Origin of the sequence: Deinococcus sonorensis KR-87, assembly GCF_040256395.1 — a bacterium.
GTDB classification, from domain to species: domain Bacteria; phylum Deinococcota; class Deinococci; order Deinococcales; family Deinococcaceae; genus Deinococcus; species Deinococcus sonorensis.
The window spans coordinates 1,803,582-1,821,489 of record NZ_CP158299.1 but is presented as its reverse complement, the minus strand read 5'-3'; the positions used below and the strand labels follow the sequence as shown (position 1 = coordinate 1,821,489).

At 72.0% G+C, this 17,908-nt stretch carries 9 protein-coding genes and 1 riboswitch; of the genes, 3 read left to right on the top strand and 6 right to left on the bottom strand.

Going from position 1 to position 17,908, the window contains the following annotated elements:
• The first annotated feature begins 3 nt into the window (after nucleotides 1–3).
• Together glnA and ABOD76_RS14215 are read left to right on the top strand one after the other, a co-directional pair.
• The gene (gene glnA, locus ABOD76_RS14220) at nucleotides 4–1,413 is read left to right on the top strand and encodes a type I glutamate--ammonia ligase (protein WP_350242620.1); all 1,410 of its coding nucleotides are present in this window, start codon (nucleotides 4–6) and stop codon (nucleotides 1,411–1,413) included.
• A 40-nt stretch (nucleotides 1,414–1,453) separates the two neighbouring features.
• A complete protein-coding gene (locus ABOD76_RS14215; RefSeq protein ID WP_350242619.1) occupies nucleotides 1,454–1,675 on the top strand; it encodes a DNA-binding protein in 222 nt (73 codons plus the stop codon).
• A 9-nt stretch (nucleotides 1,676–1,684) separates the two neighbouring features.
• On the opposite strand, the gene ABOD76_RS14210 is transcribed toward ABOD76_RS14215, so the two are convergent.
• Complete coding sequence (locus ABOD76_RS14210; protein ID WP_350242618.1) at nucleotides 1,685–2,692, bottom strand: homoserine O-acetyltransferase family protein; 1,008 nt, start codon at nucleotides 2,690–2,692, stop codon at nucleotides 1,685–1,687.
• Between the two features lie 114 nt (nucleotides 2,693–2,806).
• A riboswitch (SAM riboswitch) is annotated at nucleotides 2,807–2,913 on the bottom strand.
• Nucleotides 2,914–3,004: 91 nt separating this feature from the next.
• A complete protein-coding gene (locus tag ABOD76_RS14205; RefSeq protein ID WP_350242617.1) occupies nucleotides 3,005–3,268 on the bottom strand; it encodes an acylphosphatase in 264 nt (87 codons plus the stop codon).
• A gap of 134 nt (nucleotides 3,269–3,402) precedes the next feature.
• Here ABOD76_RS14205 and ABOD76_RS14200 point away from each other — a divergent pair, with 134 nt between their 5' ends.
• Complete coding sequence (locus ABOD76_RS14200) at nucleotides 3,403–13,083, top strand: translocation/assembly module TamB domain-containing protein (protein ID WP_350242616.1); 9,681 nt, start codon at nucleotides 3,403–3,405, stop codon at nucleotides 13,081–13,083.
• Nucleotides 13,084–13,141: 58 nt separating this feature from the next.
• On the opposite strand, the gene ABOD76_RS14195 is transcribed toward ABOD76_RS14200, so the two are convergent.
• The 4 genes from ABOD76_RS14195 to accB form a co-directional block, all read right to left on the bottom strand.
• Nucleotides 13,142–13,585, bottom strand: coding sequence for a hypothetical protein (locus ABOD76_RS14195; protein WP_350242615.1), 444 nt, complete (start codon nucleotides 13,583–13,585; stop codon nucleotides 13,142–13,144).
• A 46-nt stretch (nucleotides 13,586–13,631) separates the two neighbouring features.
• On the bottom strand, nucleotides 13,632–15,704 hold the full coding sequence (locus ABOD76_RS14190; protein ID WP_350242614.1) for an ABC-F family ATP-binding cassette domain-containing protein: 2,073 nt from the start codon (nucleotides 15,702–15,704) through the stop codon (nucleotides 13,632–13,634).
• A gap of 172 nt (nucleotides 15,705–15,876) precedes the next feature.
• Nucleotides 15,877–17,220, bottom strand: a complete 1,344-nt coding sequence (gene accC, locus ABOD76_RS14185; protein ID WP_350242613.1) for an acetyl-CoA carboxylase biotin carboxylase subunit — start codon at nucleotides 17,218–17,220, stop codon at nucleotides 15,877–15,879.
• Between the two features lie 68 nt (nucleotides 17,221–17,288).
• Entirely contained in the window at nucleotides 17,289–17,786 is a 498-nt protein-coding gene (gene accB, locus ABOD76_RS14180; protein WP_350242612.1) for an acetyl-CoA carboxylase biotin carboxyl carrier protein, read from the bottom strand.
• Nucleotides 17,787–17,908: the final 122 nt, after the last annotated feature.

Here is a 17,908-nt window from a genome sequence, read left to right as displayed (position 1 = left end):
CCGATGACCCCGCCCCGCTCTGACCGTTCCGCCGCGCGCGCCAGCGCTCGCCCCGCTCCTGCAGGCGCCGCCGACCCGGCAGGCCAGCAGCAGATTCTCGCCCGGCTGCAGCAGGAGAACATCCGGTTTCTGCGGCTGCAGTTCACCGACATCCTGGGCGGCATCAAGAACATCGAGGTGCCGCAGGGGCAGTTCGCCAAGGCGGTGCGCGGCGAGGTGATGTTCGACGGCAGCGCCGTGGAAGGCTTCACCCGCATCGAGGAGTCCGACATGCTGCTGCAGCCGGACCTGTCCACCTTCCTGGTGCTGCCGCAGTTCTCGCGGGAGGAGGGCGAGCGCGGCAAGACCGCCCGCATGATCTGCGATGTGCGGCTGCCGGACGGCACCCCCTTCGAGGGCGACCCGCGTCAGGTGCTGCGCCGCCAGATCGAGCGGGCCGCCCAGCTCGGGTACACCCTGCACTGCGGGCCGGAGCCGGAATTCTTCCTGTTCGAGCGCAGCCCGGAGGGGGCCGGCACCACCCGTACCAACGACCAGGCCGGCTACTTCGATCTCGCCCCGATTGACCGGGGCGAACGCATCCGGCGCGAGATCACCAACAAACTGGTCGAGATGGGCTTCGAGATCGAGAGTGCGCACCACGAGGTGGCCCCGGGCCAGCACGAGATCGACTTCCGCTACGCCGACGCGCTCCGGACGGCCGACAACATCGCCACCTTCAAGTTTGCGGTCAAGCGGGTGGCGCTGGAGCACGGCCTGCTGGCCAGCTTCCTGCCCAAGCCGGTGGCCGGCACCAACGGCAGCGGCATGCACTGCCACCTGTCGCTGTTCCGGGACGGCCAGAACGCCTTCGCGGACCCGGACAGCGAGTACGGGCTGAGCCGGGTGGCTCAGCAGTTCATCGCCGGGCTGCTGGAACACGCTTCCGGCATGGTGGCGATCACCAACCCGCTGGTCAACAGCTACAAGCGGCTGGTGCCGGGCTTCGAGGCCCCCATCAACATCGCCTGGAGCACCAGCAACCGCTCGGCCCTGGTCCGCATTCCGGCCAAGCGCGGCAACAGCACTCGCGCCGAGTTCCGCATGCCCGACCCCAGCTGCAACCCGTATCTGGCGCTGGCGGTGATGCTGGCGGCCGGGCTGGACGGCATCGAGCAGAACCTGGAGCCGCCGCCGGCCATCCAGCGCAACATCTTCCGCATGACGGTGCGCGAGAAGCGCCACCACAAGATCCGTGAGCTGCCCACCAACCTCAGCGAGGCGATCGAGGCGCTGGAGCGCGACGAGGTGATCAGCGCCGCGCTGGGCGACCACGTGCTGGAGCACTTCGCGGAGGCCAAGCGCCAGGAATGGAACGCCTACAGCGCCACCGTGCACCAGTGGGAACTGGACCGGTATCTGGACGGGGTGTAGCGCACGGAGCACGTTGATTCGCCACAGTGAAGGAGGGCCCATGGAACAGCACCGGGCAGATGACTCCCGTCCGTCGTCGGATCTTCCTGCGGCCATCGGTCGGCCGGCGCTGCGGGCACTGACCGGCGCCGGGATCACCCGCCTGACGGACCTCACCGCCTGGACGGCCGAGGACCTCCTGCGCCTGCATGGCTTCGGTCCGAAAGCCCTGGGCCTGCTCCGGGAGGCGCTGGCCGCACGGCACCTCTCGCTCAGGCCGTGAGCGGACCGCTCAGCTGCTCAGAAACGCGCGAACCTTCGGCTCCAGCGCGTCGGCATCCATCAGAAAGGCGTCGTGGCCGTGCGGGCTGGACAGCTCCCAGTACTCGGCGCACGGCAGCTGGGCGGCGCCGGCCTGCACCTCGCTGGCCGGGTACAGCACGTCGCTGCTGATGCCCACCACCAGCACCGGGGTGCGGATCGCCTGCAGGTCCAGGTCCGAGAGCTGAAAGCGGTCCATGGCGCTGGTCAGGGCCAGGTAACTGTGCTCGCAGAACCGCGACTCCAGCTTGCGGCCCTGGTACTCCAGGTACGTGCTGATGGCCGGCGTGCCCGGCTGCCGGGGGCTGTCGCCGCTCTGGGTGGCCGCGAAGCTCTCGGGGCTGCGGTAGCTGAGCATGGCGATCTGACGCGCCACCTGCAGCCCCGCGCCGCCGGGCGCGCTCAGGATGGCGTTGCGGGCGGCCGTGTTGAGCCCGATGGCCCACGGGGAGTGGCGGGCCGGCGCCCCGATGATGACGGCCCGCGTCACTAAATCCGGGTAGCTGCGCAGCCACTCGTACACCTGCATGCCGCCCATGCTGCCGCCCACCACCGCCGCACGCTGCACCCCCAGGTGACGCAGCAGTTCGCGCTGCACCGCCACCATATCGCGCAGCGTGAGCGGCGCGCCGTCCAGTTCCAGCGGCCCGGTGCTGCCTGCGCAGCCGCCCAGCACGTTGCTGCACACGATGTAGTGCCGCTGCGGGTCCAGCGCCTTGCCGGGCCCGAAGAGAGAGGGCCACCACTCGTGCACGGCGCTGGTGCCGGTCAGGGCGTGCGTGACCAGCAGCGCCTCCGGGGCCGGCGCGCCGTAGGTGTGATAAGTCACCCGCACGTGCGACACTGGCCGCCCGCAGTCCAGCAGCAGCGGCTCGTTCCGGAACAGGGTGACGGTGCGACGGGTGCCGGAACAGCGCTCCGGGGCCGCTTCGGCGGCAGACGGTACGTAGGGGGCGGCTTCGGGGACAAAGGTGGTCATGGCACTTCCTTCCGGCAGGCGGGGAAGGCCGATACAGCATTCCCCCTCTCACGTGTGTGGCGGAGAAGGGGAACGAACAATTCGCTGAGACCCTTCCCTTATCGGCCCCGCGGGCGGTCATCGTTGACCCGGATGCGGGCTGGAATTGAGCACCATGCCGTGATGAGGGCGGGTTGCTGCGCCGTCGTTGAGCCAGGTCTCTCGGGCGCTCTGGATAAAGGTGTCAGGCAGCGCTGACCTTTACAGGGTAGTGGGCCGGGCGTACCAGGTCAAGAGACCCCAGCGTGTGGGGGTCCCACGCCGGCCCGCCTCTCAGATGATGTGAAATTCGCGCAGGCCAGTGCCCTCGGCCCACTGCACGTCCACCTGCGTCACCTGGGCGTGCGCCGGACCGCGCCGCAGCCAGTGCAGCAGCCGGTCCAACTCCGGCTGTGGCCCCTCGGCCACCACCTCCACCCGGCCGTCCAGCAGGTTCTCGGCGCTGCCGGCCAGTCCCAGGTCGCGGGCCTTGACCTGCACGTAGCGGCGGTAGCCCACCCCCTGCACCTTGCCGGAAATCAGGGCCGTCAGTCGCATGGGGTGGAGTGTAGCAGAGGCATGCGGGCCGCCTCTTGAATCTTAGGAATCGCACAGCTGTGCGTTGGACCCTCCTCCACTGCGCCCAAGACCTCTCAATAGGCGGCTCATCCGGCACCCGTTAGACTGTGGCGGTGAACCCGCGCCGCATCGTCTTTTTCGCCCTCGCGGCCCTGGTGGTTCTGCTTTCCCTGTTCGGCCCCTCGCTGTTCGGTCAGGCGCTGCTGTCCCGCATCGGCGGCGACTGGACGGTGCAGGCCCGCTCGGTGGGCGGCCCGCTGTGGGCGCCGGTGCTCCGTGGCGTGACGGTCCGTGGCCCGGGCACCCAGGCCAGGGCGGACCTGGGGCGGCTGCATCTGGCGAGTCTGAATCCGTTCCTCCGCACCGCCCGAGTGGACCTCACCCTGCACGACGCCACCGTTGATCTGCGGCTCAGCGAGCTGCTGCGTCCGCAGGGTGGAGGCGGGGGCGGCGGCCTGACCCTGCTGCCGGGCCGCCTCGACCTTCAGAACGTGCAGCTGAATGTGAACGGTCAGGGGTACAACGTGCCGAACGGGCACTGGACCGGCCGGTCGCTGGCCGCCCAGAACGGGATGGATGGCCTGGAGCTGCGCGGCACCACCGACGACGGCGCGCTGAACGCCGTGGCGCGCTACCGGGTGGTGCAGGGTCAGCTGCAGGGCACCGCCACCCTGGACGCCGACGCCACCCTTCTGAACGCCTACTGGCATAACCGGGAGGGCGGCGCGGTACAGAGCGGCCACATCCGGGGGCAGTACACCTTCGGTCAGGGAGCGGTGCGCGGCGACCTGAAACTGAACGGCGGCTCGCTGCGGGTGCCGCAGGCCGGGTTCGTGACGGTCACGGACCTGTCCGGGCAGGCCACGCAGCGCGGCTCGAAGCTCACGGTCCAATTGAACGGCCGGAGCTGGAACGGCCCGGTGTCGGCGCAGGGCGGGCTGGATCTTGACGCGCGCCACTGGGAACTGACGGCGCAGGCCAGGCCTCAGCTGGACGCGCTGGCCCAGGCGCTGGGACAGACGGGCAAGGGACAGCTGCTGCTCCAGGCCCGGGCCCAGGGCTGGAGTGACGTGCGGGTGGACGCCTCGGTGAGCAGTCCGGAAGGCCAGTTCAGCGTCCTGCCGTACCAGGGGCTGAAGGCCGACTACGTGTTCCTGAACAAACACGGTGAAGAGCGCAACGCCCTGAGCTTCCAGACCCGCACCAGCTTCCAGGGCCAGCAGACGCTGAGCGGGGTCTGGAACTTTAACCAGTCGGGTCAGCTGCGCTGGACCGGCGAGCTGCTCAGCAAGCCGCTTGCGCTGGCCGCCGACATCGATGCCGACAACGTCATCGCCTTTCGGGGCCAGGGGCTGGGCGGGCCGGTGCAGGGGCAGTACGGCCTGAGCAGCCGCGCCGTGTCGCTGGACCTGACGCCGGACCTCTACAGCGTGCGCGGCCACCTGACCGCCAGCGGCACCGTCAACGACCTGCGGCTGCAGGTTCAGGACGGCCAGGCCGGGCCCTTTGCCCTGGCCGGCAGCGGACGGTACGACCGCTCCGGCCTGAGCGCCGACCTGGGCGCGGTGCAGCTGAACCTGGACCGGCAGCTGCGTGGCCGCTGGCAGGCCCGTGGCCTGAGCACGGCGGGCGTGTCGCTGAGCGGCTCCGGACAGCTGCAGGTGCCGGACAGCCGCCTCACCGGCACGCTGAGCGCCCAGGTGCCGCTGCTGGACCAGACGCCCAGCGGCCCCATCGCGCTCAACTGGAGCCGGCGGCAGGCCGAGTGGACCTTTGCGGGCGGGCAGTTCGGCTGGCAGGGCGATACCTTCACCCTGAAGAGCAGCGGCCTGAGCGCCAGCGGCTTTGACCTGCGCGGTCAGCTGGCGCTCACCACGGCGTTGAAGGCCACCGGCACCGTGACGGCCACCAGTCGCAGCGGACGCATCACCGCGCGCGGGCTGGGCGACCGGGTGGCGATCGAGGCGGTGCAGAACGGCGTCCGGGTGCAGGCCACCACCCGGCTGGCCCCCGGCTACGCCACCACCGCGCAGGTGGTCGGCACCGACATCCGGGGCAGCGTGGACCTGAACGACGGGGTGCGCTTCTCGCTCAGCACGGCCGGGCAGACGGCCCAGGGCACCCTGCAGGGCCAGGACTGGACCGTGACGGGCGGGGTGAACCTCGCCTCGCTGCGGCCGCTGGTGGGCGGCGACCTGCGCGGCACCGCCCGGCTGAACTTCCGGGGCCAGGGGGGCCGCGCGGACGTGAACGCCAGCGGCTTCGGAGCGGACATCAGCGGCACGCTGACGCGTCAGGCCGGTGTCCTGAGCAGCGACCTGCGGCTGAGCGCCGCTGGCGCCGTCGCCACGCTGCGCGGTCAGCTGAACCCGGCCCTGGACCTGCGCGGCCCGGTCACGTATCAGGGCCAGACGCTGCAGGCGCACGTGTACGGCCCGTATGGGCAGCTGCAGGCCAGCGTCAACGGGCAGACCCAGCCGATCACGGTCGCAGGGCTGACGGTGCCGGGCCAGGCGCTGAGCCTGCAGGGCACGCTGACGCCCGGCCCCGCCATTCGCGGCACCTTCGGCGGCCTGCAGCTCAGCTATGACCAGGGCCGCGTCCGGGTGCAGGGCACCCAGCCGGTCAGCGGCTACGGTCAGTCCGGCCAGCTGACCGTGAATGCCCAGTACGCGCCCGGCTTCCAGGGGCAGGTGAGCGCGCGCGGCGCGCTGGGGCCGTACGCGGTGCAGGTGAACGGCCCCTGGACCGCCCTGGCCACCCGCCTGACCGGGCCGGGCGGCCTGAGGGCCAGCGGCACCGTCAGCGCGCCGGACCAGCGCTACGACCTCACGGTGCGCGGCCCGCTGGCCGGACTGTACCTGCAGGGCCGGATTCAGGGCCAGGGCACCCGGCCGCACGGCACCCTGCAGCTGTCGGACGCAGCGGGCGGCAGCGCCACCGTGCGCCTGAACGGCCTGGACAACCTGACGGTGCAGGCGGGGCAGCTCACGGTGGCCGGGCAGACGCTCAGCGGCACCCTGACGGCCCGCAACGGCCTGCCGAGCGGCACGCTGACCGCGGGGCCGCTGACCGTGCAGGCCGTCAACGGCCAGATTTCGGCGCGCGGTACCCTGGCCGGCCACACCGTGCGGGCCAGTGGCCGGCTGCGGCTGCCGGCGCAAGTGTCCGGCCTGACGCTGAGCGTGGACGGGCCGCTGCTGAGCGCCCGGGCCAACGGGGACGCGGCCCGGCTGACCGGCTCGGTCACGCTCAAGCGGCAGAGCGCGGGCGTGGCCACGCTGCCGGCCCAGACCTACCCGCTGCAGGCATCCATCACGCCGCTGGCGGTGCAGGTGGGCGGGCTCGGCTACGCGGGCGGGCAGTGGAACGGGTCGGCGCGCGTTGGCTACCAGCTCTCTGGTCAGACCGGGCAGCTGCGCCTGATCGGCGCGGGCTCCACCCTGAGCGCCCGCCCCAGCGGCCCCGTCAGCGGTCAGGTCACGCTGCTGCCCGCGCTGGGCGGCCAACTACAGGCGGACCTCTCCCCTCTCCGGACCCTGCTGCCGGCCCAGCTGCAGGACGTGGCCCGGCTGGGGCGGCTGCAGGCGACGCTGCACCCCCAGAGCGCCGACCTGAGCCTGAGCGGTGCCCGCTATCTGGACGAGCCGCTGGGGCTGAGTGCGGCGGCCAGCTGGACCAGTGGCCTGAACGTCTCCGGCGTGCTGACCCATCCGGGCAGCCGCATTCCGGTGCAGTACCAGGACGGCACCCTGAGCGTCCGGCAGGCCACCCTGGACGCCCACGCCCTGAAGCCGGTGCTGGCCGCCAGCGGGCAGCTCCGGCTGGACCTGACGCTGCCGGATCTGCAGCTGCAGCGGGCCAGCGGCGCGGCCACCGTGAACCTGACCAGCAGCGGCCAGACCGCACGCGGTCAGGTGCGGCTGAGCGGGGGTCAGCTGAGCGCCGACCTGAACAGCACGCTGGGCGGGCAGGCGCTGACCCTGCGCGGTCCGCTGTACCCGCGCGCCGACGCCCGCCTCACGCTGGATGACCTGAGCGCCACGCTGCGCGGCGACGTGCGCCAGCAGCTGAACCTGGCCGTGAACGGCGCGTACCAGGGCCGGGCGGTGGCCCTGACCGGGACCGCCGGACTGAAGCCGGCCCAGGCGAGCCTGACCGGCACGGTGGCGGGCCTGAGCCTCAATCTGCTGGCCCAGGATCAGGCCGGCTGGCGGCTGAGCGGCAGCTTCAGCAGCGCCGACCTGACGGCCCTGACCGGGACCGCCGGCCAGCTGAGCGGCACCCTGAACGGCCCGCTCGACGACCTGAGCCTCAACGCGGCCGGACGCGTCGCCGGGGTGGAGTTCACCCTGCCGGCCCGCTACCGGAGCGGCGCCCTGACGCTGCTGGGCGCCACCGCCGCCGTGAGCCAGCTGAAGGCCCAGCTGTCCGGGCAGGTGTACCCGGCGCTGCGGCTGAGCGGCGCCGCCACCGTCACCGAGTATCTGCCGGGCCGCTACGCCCTCAGCGTGGGGGGCGGCTACACCAAGCCGGACGTGCGGCTGAACGGCCGGACCACCGGCGGCCCGCAGGGACTGGACGCGGCGGGCAGCACCCTGACCGCCCGGCTGCTGGGCCGCGACTGGCGCGTGACGGCCACCGGCGAGCGGCTGGCCGGCAGTGCCCGAGGCGTGCTGGGCGGCAGCGCTCCGGCCGGGCTGATGCAGGCCCGCTTTACCGTGAACGCCCCCTACCACAGTGGAGCCACCACCCTCCAGTTGCAGGGCCTGACCGGCTGGAGCACCACCGCCGGCTGGCTGGGTCTGCTGAAGGTGGGTGGGGAGGCCGCCGGCCAGCCGCTCAGCGCCGAGCTGCGCGGCAACGGCGTGCTGCAGGCCCAGGCCAGCCTGGGCGTGGCGCGCCTGACCGCGACCCTGCCGGCCGACCTCCCCTACCGGCCCGGCGGCAGCGTGAGCCTGCAGCGGCTGGACCTGGGCGCGCTGTGGGGACGCCCCTCGCAGCTCCAGCTGACCAGCACCGCCGAACTGGGCGGGACCAGCTGGCAGCGGCTGAGCGCCCAGCTGAACGGCCAGCTGACCGACGCGGCGGGCGATCTGAGCGGCAATCTAACGGCCAGCGTCCAGGGCGGCAACGCCACGCTGGCGCTGCACGGCGCGCGCCTGCAGGCCGACGCCCGACTGCAGGACGGTCAGGTGCTGGCCACGCTGAACAGCCAGCCGGTGACGCTGGCGCGGCTGCTGCCGACCTCGGCGGGCGTGTCGTCCCTGCGGCTGAGCGGTCAGGCCAGCGCGAGCGGCACCACCTCCGGCGGTCTGAGCCGGCTGCAGCTGAGTGGCCTGAACCTCAGCGGCGTGCAGACGCAGCTGGGCGACTTCAGCCTGAGCGGCTCCGGCAGTTACACCCCGGACACCTTGCAGGCGGACCTGCAGGGTACCCTGCTGGGCGGCACCGTCGTGGCGAGCGGGCAGCTGCCGGCCGGCCTGAAGGTGGCGGTGGCCGGATTACAGGGACAGGGGCTGGAACGGCTGGGCCTGGACGCGGCAGACGGCACCCTGCAGCTGAGCGGCCCGGCCCAGAATCCCATCCTGGCCGGCACTTTCACGCTGGCACGGCCAGAGGTGCGCGCCACCGTTCACCTGAACGGCCCGGCCCGTGATCCGATCCTGAACGCCGGCGCCGACCTGCGCGGCGACTACGCCGGCCGCCTGATGCTGGAGGCGCGCCACCTGAGCCTGCAGGCCCCCTACGCCGACCTGCGGCTCACCGGCACCGCCGCGCAGGGCCAGAACACGGTGCGGCTGGATCTGGCCGGGCGGTGGCCCGCGCTGAAGGGCCGCGCCACCGCTCAGCTGGCCGCCCTGCCGGACCCGCTGCAGCTGGACGGCGACGGCCTGGGCGGCTACACGCTCGACGCCGGCACGCTGGGCAACGGTCAGCTGACCCTCACCGGCCTGAACCCCAGCGTCAGTGGGCGGCTGCACCTGACGCCGCTCCCGCTGCTCGGCGCGACCGGGGAGGCCAGCCTGGACCTGACGGCCAGCGGGCCGCTGCTGAACCCGCTGCTGAGCGTGCAGGGCCGCGTGGCGCAGGCGGAGCGGTCCGGCGTTCGCGTGAGCGGACTGGGCCTGAGCCTCAGCGGCACCGCCACCACCTTGAACGGCACGCTGACGCAGGGTGGGCAGACGGTCGGGCAGCTGCAGCGCCAGCAACTGACCCTGAACGGTCTCGCCGCCCAGCTGCCGGGCGTGAGCGCCCAGGCCAGCGGCCGCGTGACCCTCAGCGGCACCGGCAGCGGCACGGTGCAGCTGAACGGCAGCGGGGTCCAGGCCAGCCTGAAGGCCGCGTACGCGGGCGGCAGCATCGCGCTGAGCGGCACCGGCACGGTGGCCGGCTTCACCGCCGACCTGAACAGCACCGGCAGCCTGCACAACGGCTGGACCGGACAGCTGAACGTCTCGGGCGGGCCGGCGGGCGTGCTGACCGAGCCGGCCCGCCTGAAGCTGGACGGCGCCATCGTGCAGCCGCAGCTGAGCGGCTCGCTGGGACTGGTGGGGGCCGGGGTCCGGATGGCCGCCTCCCCACTGGGCGTGCAGCTGCGCCTCACCGACGGCCCGGGGGCCCGGGCCAGCGGCGTGCTGAACCTGAACCTGCAGAAGAACCTCTGGAGCGGTCAGGCCAGCCTGACGCGCCCGGAAGGATCGCTGGCAGTGCAGCTGTCGGGTCAGGTGGGGCAACCGCAGGCGCAGCTGGAGCTGCGACGTGGCGGGTGGCAGGCCAGCGGCACGGCGGCGCCCGGCGGCGTGGACCTGAACGTCACGGACGGCCTCACCGCCGGGCGGGTGCGCTGGAATGGCAGCCAGCTGGGCGTGAACCTGCCGGGGCTGCAGCTGGACCGGCTGCAACTGGCGGACCTCGCCGGCCGCCTGACGGCCAGCGGCACCGTGAATACCCGGACCCTTGACGGTGCGCTGTCGCTGCAGCTGCAGGACGGCCGCAGCGGGTACACGCTGCCGGTGGTGAACCTGCCGGTGGAGGGCAGCCTGACCGGCAGCGTGCAGCTGAGCGCCGGCCGGGTGCGGGCCGAAGCCGCGCTGCAGGCGCCGTACGGCAGCGTGACCTTCAACGCCAACCAGGGCGAGACCCGCACCACCGGGGCCCTCTCGGCGCGGCTCACCCAGGGCCAGGGCACCCTCAACGCGGACGCCCGGCTGGACGCGGACGGGCTGACCGGCGGCGTCACCGTGCAGCAGTTCCCGCTGACGGTGGCCGGCCTGTCGCCCACGCTGGACGGCACCGTGTCGCTGGACGGCCAGCGCTTCGTGCTGAACGCCTCGGCCACCACCAGCACCGCCGGCGGCGAGACCGGCGTGGACCTGAGCGGCAGCGGCGGTCTGGCCGACCTGCTTCCGCAGCTAACCAGCCTCGGCGGCGTGCAGCCGACCGGCGAGGGGTACGCGGTGCGCGCCTCGCTGGGCGGCCTGGAACTGTCGGGGCTGAAGGTGGCGCCCTACCTGAAGGGCGCGGTCAGCGGCGAGGCCAGCATCTCGGACGGCGGCGGCACCTTCGTGCTGCGCTCCGGCGCCCTGACGGTCGGCAACACCACCCTGGCGGCGCGGGTGGAAGGCACCCAGGTGGGCGGCGACTGGCGCCTGCGCGGCTCGCTGGGCAGCACCCAGGCGGCCACCTCCACCCTGGTGGGCGCGCTGTCGGGCGGCGTGGTCAGCGGCACCGTGCAGATGCGTGGCCTGCCGGCCGACGCCCTGATCGCGGCGTTCAGCGGCCCGCTGCCGGGCCAGGGCCTGCTGACCGGCATCGTGCGCTTCCGGGCGCCGATGTCGGACCCGCTGAGCGGCGACGCGACGGTCGTGGCCGAGCGGCTCTCGGTGACCGGCGGCATGCTGGACACCCAGAGTCAGAAGCCGCTGACCCAGACGCTGACTGGCAGCGGCGTGATCCGTTATGCCAACCGCGAGCTGACCTCGGTGGACCTGCACTTAAGTGGCGCCGGCCGCTGGGACGTGACCGGCGCCTACACCCACCGGGCGGTGGGCGTGACGGCCAACTTCCAGAACACCACCTTTACCCCGGTGCTGTCGCTGATTCCCGGTATCCGGGAGCAGGCGCCCAGCCTGCAGGGCAGCCTGACGGTGCAGGTGGGCGGCAGCTACGAGCGGCCGGTCGGTCGCCTGAACGCCAGCAACCTGCAGGGCAGCGTCAGCGGCCTGAGCGTGCAGGTGCCGACCCTGAATGCCCAGCTGCTCGATACCGGCGCCTTCTCGGCCGACGGCCGGGTGCTGACCGGCGGCACGTTCGGGGCCAACGGCAGCATCACGGCGCGCGGCACGCTGGCCAGCCTGAAGCTGTCCGGGCTGACGGCGACGTACCAGGGCCTGCTGGTGCCGCCGTCGCTCGGCCGCATCGACAACCTCAGCGCCACCCTCAGCCAGACGGCGGACGGCTACGCGGTGCGGGCGCAGGCCATCGGCGGCAGCAACGTGGGCAGCGCGGTGGTGAGCGGCGAGCTGAGCCCGGCCATCAACCTGTCGCTCACCACCCGCAACTTCAACCTGCCGGTCAGCCTGATCTTTGCCCGCGAGAGCCGCATCAACGCCGACCTGAAGGTGGTGCAGCAGGGCGAGGCCAGCGACGCCCCAATCAACGTGAGCGGGCAGGTGACGCTGGGCAGCCTGCTTCTGGGTCAGGCCGCGCCCGGGAGCGGAAGCGGCCCCAGCGTGCTGCCGGCCCCCGGCCAGAGCAGCGGCGCGGCGGCAGCGGGCAGCGCGACTGGCGACGTCAACTACGTCAGTCCGCTGCCGGAGGAGCTGACGGTGTTCCCGGAGACCGAAGCGCAGCAGGCGGCCAGCCGCGCCGCCAGCCCGCTGCTGGCGCGGCTGCACTTCCTGAACATTCCGCTGCGGGCACCCAACGGCATCCGGGTGGACGAGACGCTGGCCCGCGCCGAGCTGGGCGGCGCCCTGACGCTGTCGGGCAGCGGCGCCGACCCGCGGCTGAGCGGCGACATCCACGCGCTGCGCGGCAGCGTGGACCTGCGCGACAACGAGTTCGCGCTCAACACCGCCACCGCCACCTTCGACGGAACCGGCGTGTACCCGGTGCTGGCGGTGAACGCCACCGGCGACGTGCCGCTCAACACCGGCGGCCTGATCGGGGTGCAGCTGACGCTGGATGGCCGCTTCGTGCGTCAGTCGGGCGGGGCCAGCACGCTGACGCTGGAAACCCACCTGACCTGCACCCGCAACTGCACCAATGCCGGCAGCGACTACTCGGCCAACAACCCGGCTGCAGAAGCGCAGCTGTACGCGCTGGTGGCGCTGGGCACCCCGGACCTGACCACCCTGCCGAGCAACCTGGGCAACCTGGGCACCAGCGCCATCCGCACCGCCCTGAACGTGTTTGTGCTGGGCGAGTTCCAGCGCAACGTGGCGCAGGCGCTGGGCCTGGACGTGTTCCGCATCAGCGCCGACCTGCCGGGCGAGAACGGCAGCACCACCTTCGGGGCCAAGCTGACGGTGGGCTCGTACCTGACCCGGCAGCTGTACCTGCAGTATCAGGTGGACCTGACCGGGCAGGGCCTGATTGACGCCACCTACACCACGCCCGACAACCGCCTGACCTTCAAGGCCAGCACCCCGATCCAGGGCCTGAACCTCACCAGCCTGCAGCCGTCGTTCTCGGCCGCCTACAACGTGACCGGGCGCAGCAGCGTGCAGATCGGGGTGCAGTCCGGCAACAGCACCCGGGTCAGCTTCGGGTACGTATACCGCTGGTAAATCCGGCAACAAGAAGAGGCGGGCCAGCTGGCCCGCCTCTTCTGCTGTGCGCTCCCTCTTAGCGGCTGGCGCGCGGCTCCAGGGCGTAGAAGGCCACCACGGCCACCAGGGCGCCCACCCAGCCAGGGGCCGAGCCCAGGTCCAGCTGGAAGTCGCGGCCCAGCACGGTGCTGCCCAGGCGGCCCACCAGCGAGCTGCCCTGCTGCTGCGCCACCACATTCCAGCCGACGATCGGCTCACCGAAGAAGCCGGTCACGCGGTCCACGCCGCGCAGGGTCAGCTTCTCGCTGCCCACATTGCCCTTCAGCTCGCCTTCCTGCAGCTCGATCTTGACCGGCGCTTCGCCGACAGTGCCCTGAACGCCCCGCTCGGTGATTTCCAGATTGATGTCCTTGCCGTGCAGCCTGCCGCCCGCGCGGCCCGTGATGCGGTCGCCGTCGATGGCGCAGCGGATGTCGTAGCCGCTGTCACCGCCCAGGCGTCCTTTGAGGATGTCTTCCATGAGCGGCAGTATAGCGGGCCTCAATGGAACCGGAGCGGGACCATGGTCAAGTGCCCTGCCGCACGTAGCCCAGCCGCTCGAAATAGCGCCGCCGACTGAGCTGTGGCCCTCCCTCTCCCAGCCGCACCTGCCCCACGTTCCAGCGCGTGAACAGCAGCTGCAGCGCCGCGCCCAGCAGCGCCGCCCCGTACCATCCGGGCGGCGGGTCCGACCAGCGCAGGGTGTGGCCGTCCCAGGCCAGATGCGGACAGCTGAGGTCGCGGGCCGCCCAGAACATGCCCCCGCCCGCCTCGAAGCGCTGCGCCCGCACCCGCAGCGGGCCGGAGCGCACCTCGTGGTCGTACTGGGCCGCGCCGTACACCTCCTCCAGCAGCAGGTACACCTCCTGCTGCCGCCGGTGCCGCTCCGAGCGCAGCCGGGCCTCCTCACGCCCGGTCAGGTCCAGCCGGTCGAGTTCCCGGTTCAGCTCCTGCAGCCGCGTCTCTTGCTCCCGCAGCAGCTCACGGGCGGTGGGCGGCGGCGGGGGCGGCGGCGGGTCGCCCTCCAGCGTCCGGGCCGGGTCCAGCGCGGTGCGGTCATCCCAGCCGCCCACCTCACGCAGCACCGTGTCCTCGATCAGCCACAGCCGGGTGGCCACCTCGCGGGCGAAGCGCCGGTCGTGCGTCACGATGATCACCGCCCCGCCATACGCCTGCACCGCCGCCTCCAGCGCCTCCAGCGCCTCGATGTCCAGGTGGTTGGTCGGCTCGTCCAGCAGCAGCAGGTCGGCCCGCAGCGCACTCACCAGCGCCAGCCCGGCCCGCGCCCGCTCGCCACCCGACAGCTCCAGCACCGTCTTGGCCCAGTCGTCCTCCCGGAAACCGGCCCGGCCCAGCAGCGTGGTGGCCCGCGCTCCGAAGCGCGCCTCGAACTGCGCCTTCAGGCCCCGGTCCGGGTCCAGGCCATGCCAGGTCTGGTCCAGCGTCACCACCTGCACGCCCGCCGCCACCTGCAGCGTGGCGGGCGGTGTGGTGTGATCTGGAAACTCCTGGCCGGCCAACAGCCGCAGCAGGGTGGTCTTGCCGGTGCCGTTGGCGCCCATCAGCGCGACGCGGTCACCCTGACGCACCTTGAGGGCCGCGCCGGTCAGCACCGGGCGCGGCCCGTAACTCTTGCTGACGTGCTCAGCCCACAGCACCAGCCGCGCCCGCGCCTGCCCCGCCATCAGCCGCATGCGGATGGCCCGCTCCGCCTGAGGCGCCTCGGCCACCACCGTGCGCGCCAGCCGCGACTTCACGGCCCGGCTGCGCCGGCCCCAGCGGTCCAGCTGTTCGGCGCTGCCGCTGAGGCGCTGCTCCTCGCGCACGCTCAGGCGGTGCAGCCGCCCGGCCGTGCGCCGCTCCAGCGTGCGGATGTCACGCGCCCGGCTGTAGCCGCCCGGGTAGGGGGCCGCCTCCCCCTGCTCAATCCACAGGCTGCGGGTGGCCACCCGGTCCAGAAACTCGCGGTCGTGGCTGGTCAGGACCAGTCCACCGGAAAAGGCCAGCAGCTGCGTCTCCAGCCACTCGCGCATCCGGATGTCCAGGTGGTTGGTCGGCTCATCCAGCAGCAGCAGGTCCGGCTCACCGGCCAGCGCCAGCGCCAGGCCCAGCCGGGTCTGCTCGCCGCCGCTGAGCGTCGCGGCCTCACGGTCCTGAAAGCGGGTCAGGTCCAGCACGCCCAGCATGCGGGCGGCGCGGGTGGGCCAACCGTAGCCACCCCCCGCCTCGAACTGCCCCTGCAGGGTGGTCCAGCGCTCCATAACCTCTGGGTCGTGCAGCTGACCTGCCAGCTGATCGAGCTGCTGCTGCGCCGCCCGGTACGGGTTGGCCTGCTCGATCAGCTGCTGCACCGTCACGCCCGGCGGGTAGACCGGCTGCTGCTCCAGCATGGTAAAGCGCAGACCCGTCTCGCGCCACACCTGGCCTTCGTCGGGGGGCCGCTGGCCGGCCAGCAGTCGCAGCAGGGTGGTCTTGCCAGCCCCGTTGCGGCCCAGCAGCGCCAACCGGTCTCCCGTGGAGACGGTGAGCGACACGCGGTCCAGCACGGTCCGCTCGGCGTAGCGCAGCGTCAGTTCCTCGGCCTGGAGCAGCGTGGGCACGGCCGCAGGCTAGCGCAGAGAACCTGCGCCCACCGTTTACCGATTGGCGAGGCTTCCTGGTGAAGCAGTGACCGTCCGGCCGAGCTATGCAAGCGGCCCGTCACCGGCAGGACGCGGATGGTCGTGGTCCTGCCGGTGACGGGCCTGTTCGCTGCTCAGGCCATCTGACCCGCTACAGCGCGCCTTCCATGCGGGTCTTCAGGAAGTTGGTCTGCACCGCGCCGCGCTTGTAGAAGGGGTTGTCCATGATCTTCACGTACAGCGGAATGGTGGTCTTGGGCCCCTGGATGACCGTCTCCTCCAGGGCGCGTTTCATGCGGGCAATCGCCTGCTCGCGGGTGTCGTGGTGCACGATCAGCTTGCCGATCAGGCTGTCGTAGTGCGGCGGAATAATGTAGCCGCTGTAGGCGTGCGAGTCCACCCGCACGCCGGGACCGCCCGCGAAGTGCACGTCGTCAATCTTGCCGGCAGCCGGGCGGAAGTCCTTGTCCGGGTCCTCGGCGTTGATGCGGCACTCGATCGAGTGCCCGCGCAGCACGATGTCCGACTGCTGCAGGTGCAGGCCCTCGCCCGCCGCAATCTGCAGCTGCAGGCGCACGAAGTCCAGGCCGCTGATCTGCTCCGAGACGCAGTGCTCCACCTGGATGCGGGTGTTCATCTCCATGAAGTAGTAGTTGCCGTCGCGGTCCACGATGAATTCCAGCGTACCGGCCCCCGCGTAGTTCACGTGCTGAGCCAGCCGTACGCCCGCGTCCAGGATCTCCTGGCGCAGGCTGGCCGGCAGGGTGCTGGGCGCCTCCTCGATCAGCTTCTGGTTGCGCCGCTGGATACTGCAGTCACGCTCGCCGATGTGGATGACGTGGCCCTGCCCGTCCCCCATCACCTGCACCTCCACGTGCCGGAACTCCTCCAGGAACTTCTCCATGATGATGGCCGGGTCGCCGAAGTACAGCCGCGCTTCCTCCTGGGCCTGTCCGAAGGCCGCCCGCAGCTCTTCCTGGGTGCGCACCACCTTCTGGCCGCGCCCGCCGCCGCCCGCCGACGCCTTGAGCAGCACCGGATACCCGATCTGCTTGGCGGCCAGCAGCGCCTCGTCCACGCCCTCCAGCACCCCGGTGCCCGGCACGGTCGGCACGTTGCTGTTCGCCGCGATCTCGCGGCCACCTGCCTTGCTGCCGAGCGCCCGCATGCTCTCGGGGGTCGGGCCGATGAAGGTGATGCCGTGCTCGCGGCACATCTCGGCAAAGTCCGGGTTCTCGGCCATGAAGCCGTAGCCGGGATGGATCGCCTCGGCGCCCGTCATCAGGGCCGCCGAGAGGATGTTGGGGATGTTCAGGTAGCTGGCGCTGCTGGCCGGCGGCCCCACGCACACCGATTCGTCGGCGAGCAGCACCGGCAGGCTCTGCTCATCGGCCTGCGAGTATACCACCACCGTCTTGACGCCCATCTCCCGCGCGGTGCGGATCACCCGCAACGCGATCTCGCCCCGGTTGGCGATCAGAATCTTCTTGAACATGTCTGCCCCCTGGCCGGGTGAACGCGGGCCACCGTCCGGGCTGCGCCGGCCGGTGGCCCGCCGCCCGCTTACTCGACGATAAACAGCGTCTGGCCGTACTCGACCGGCTCGGCGTTGCGAACCAGAATCTCGCGCACAGTTCCGGCCGACTCGGACTCGATCTCGTTCATCAGCTTCATGGCCTCGATGATGCACAGCACCTGCCCCACCTCTACCCGGTCGCCCACCTTCACGAAGGGGGCCGCGTCCGGGCTGCTGGCCGAGTAGAAGGTGCCCACGATGGGCGCCTTGACCGGCGTGCCGCTGCTGGCCGCAGCAGGGGTGGGCGTGGACGCGGCCGGTGCCGGGGCCGCAGCCGGCTCACTGGCCGGCGCGGCCGGGGCAGCAGGCGCGGCGGGGGCCGGCTGGGCCTGGGCCACCGGGGCGGGGGCCGGGACCATCATCACCGGCTGCGGGTCCGGGCCGCGCCGCAGGTTCAGGTCGTAGTCGGCGGTCTTGAGGCTGAATTCGCGCACGTCGGCGGATTCCAGCGCCTGCAGAATATCCTTGAGGTCCTTGGGGTCCATGAGCACTCCTTCGTGTTGCGGTGCAAGTTTGTTGGGATGACCGCGCAGGATCAGACGCCGCAGTCTAACGGACGTTTTGCTCCGGTGACAGCACCCCGCAGCGCGTCTGTTCGGGGCCACGC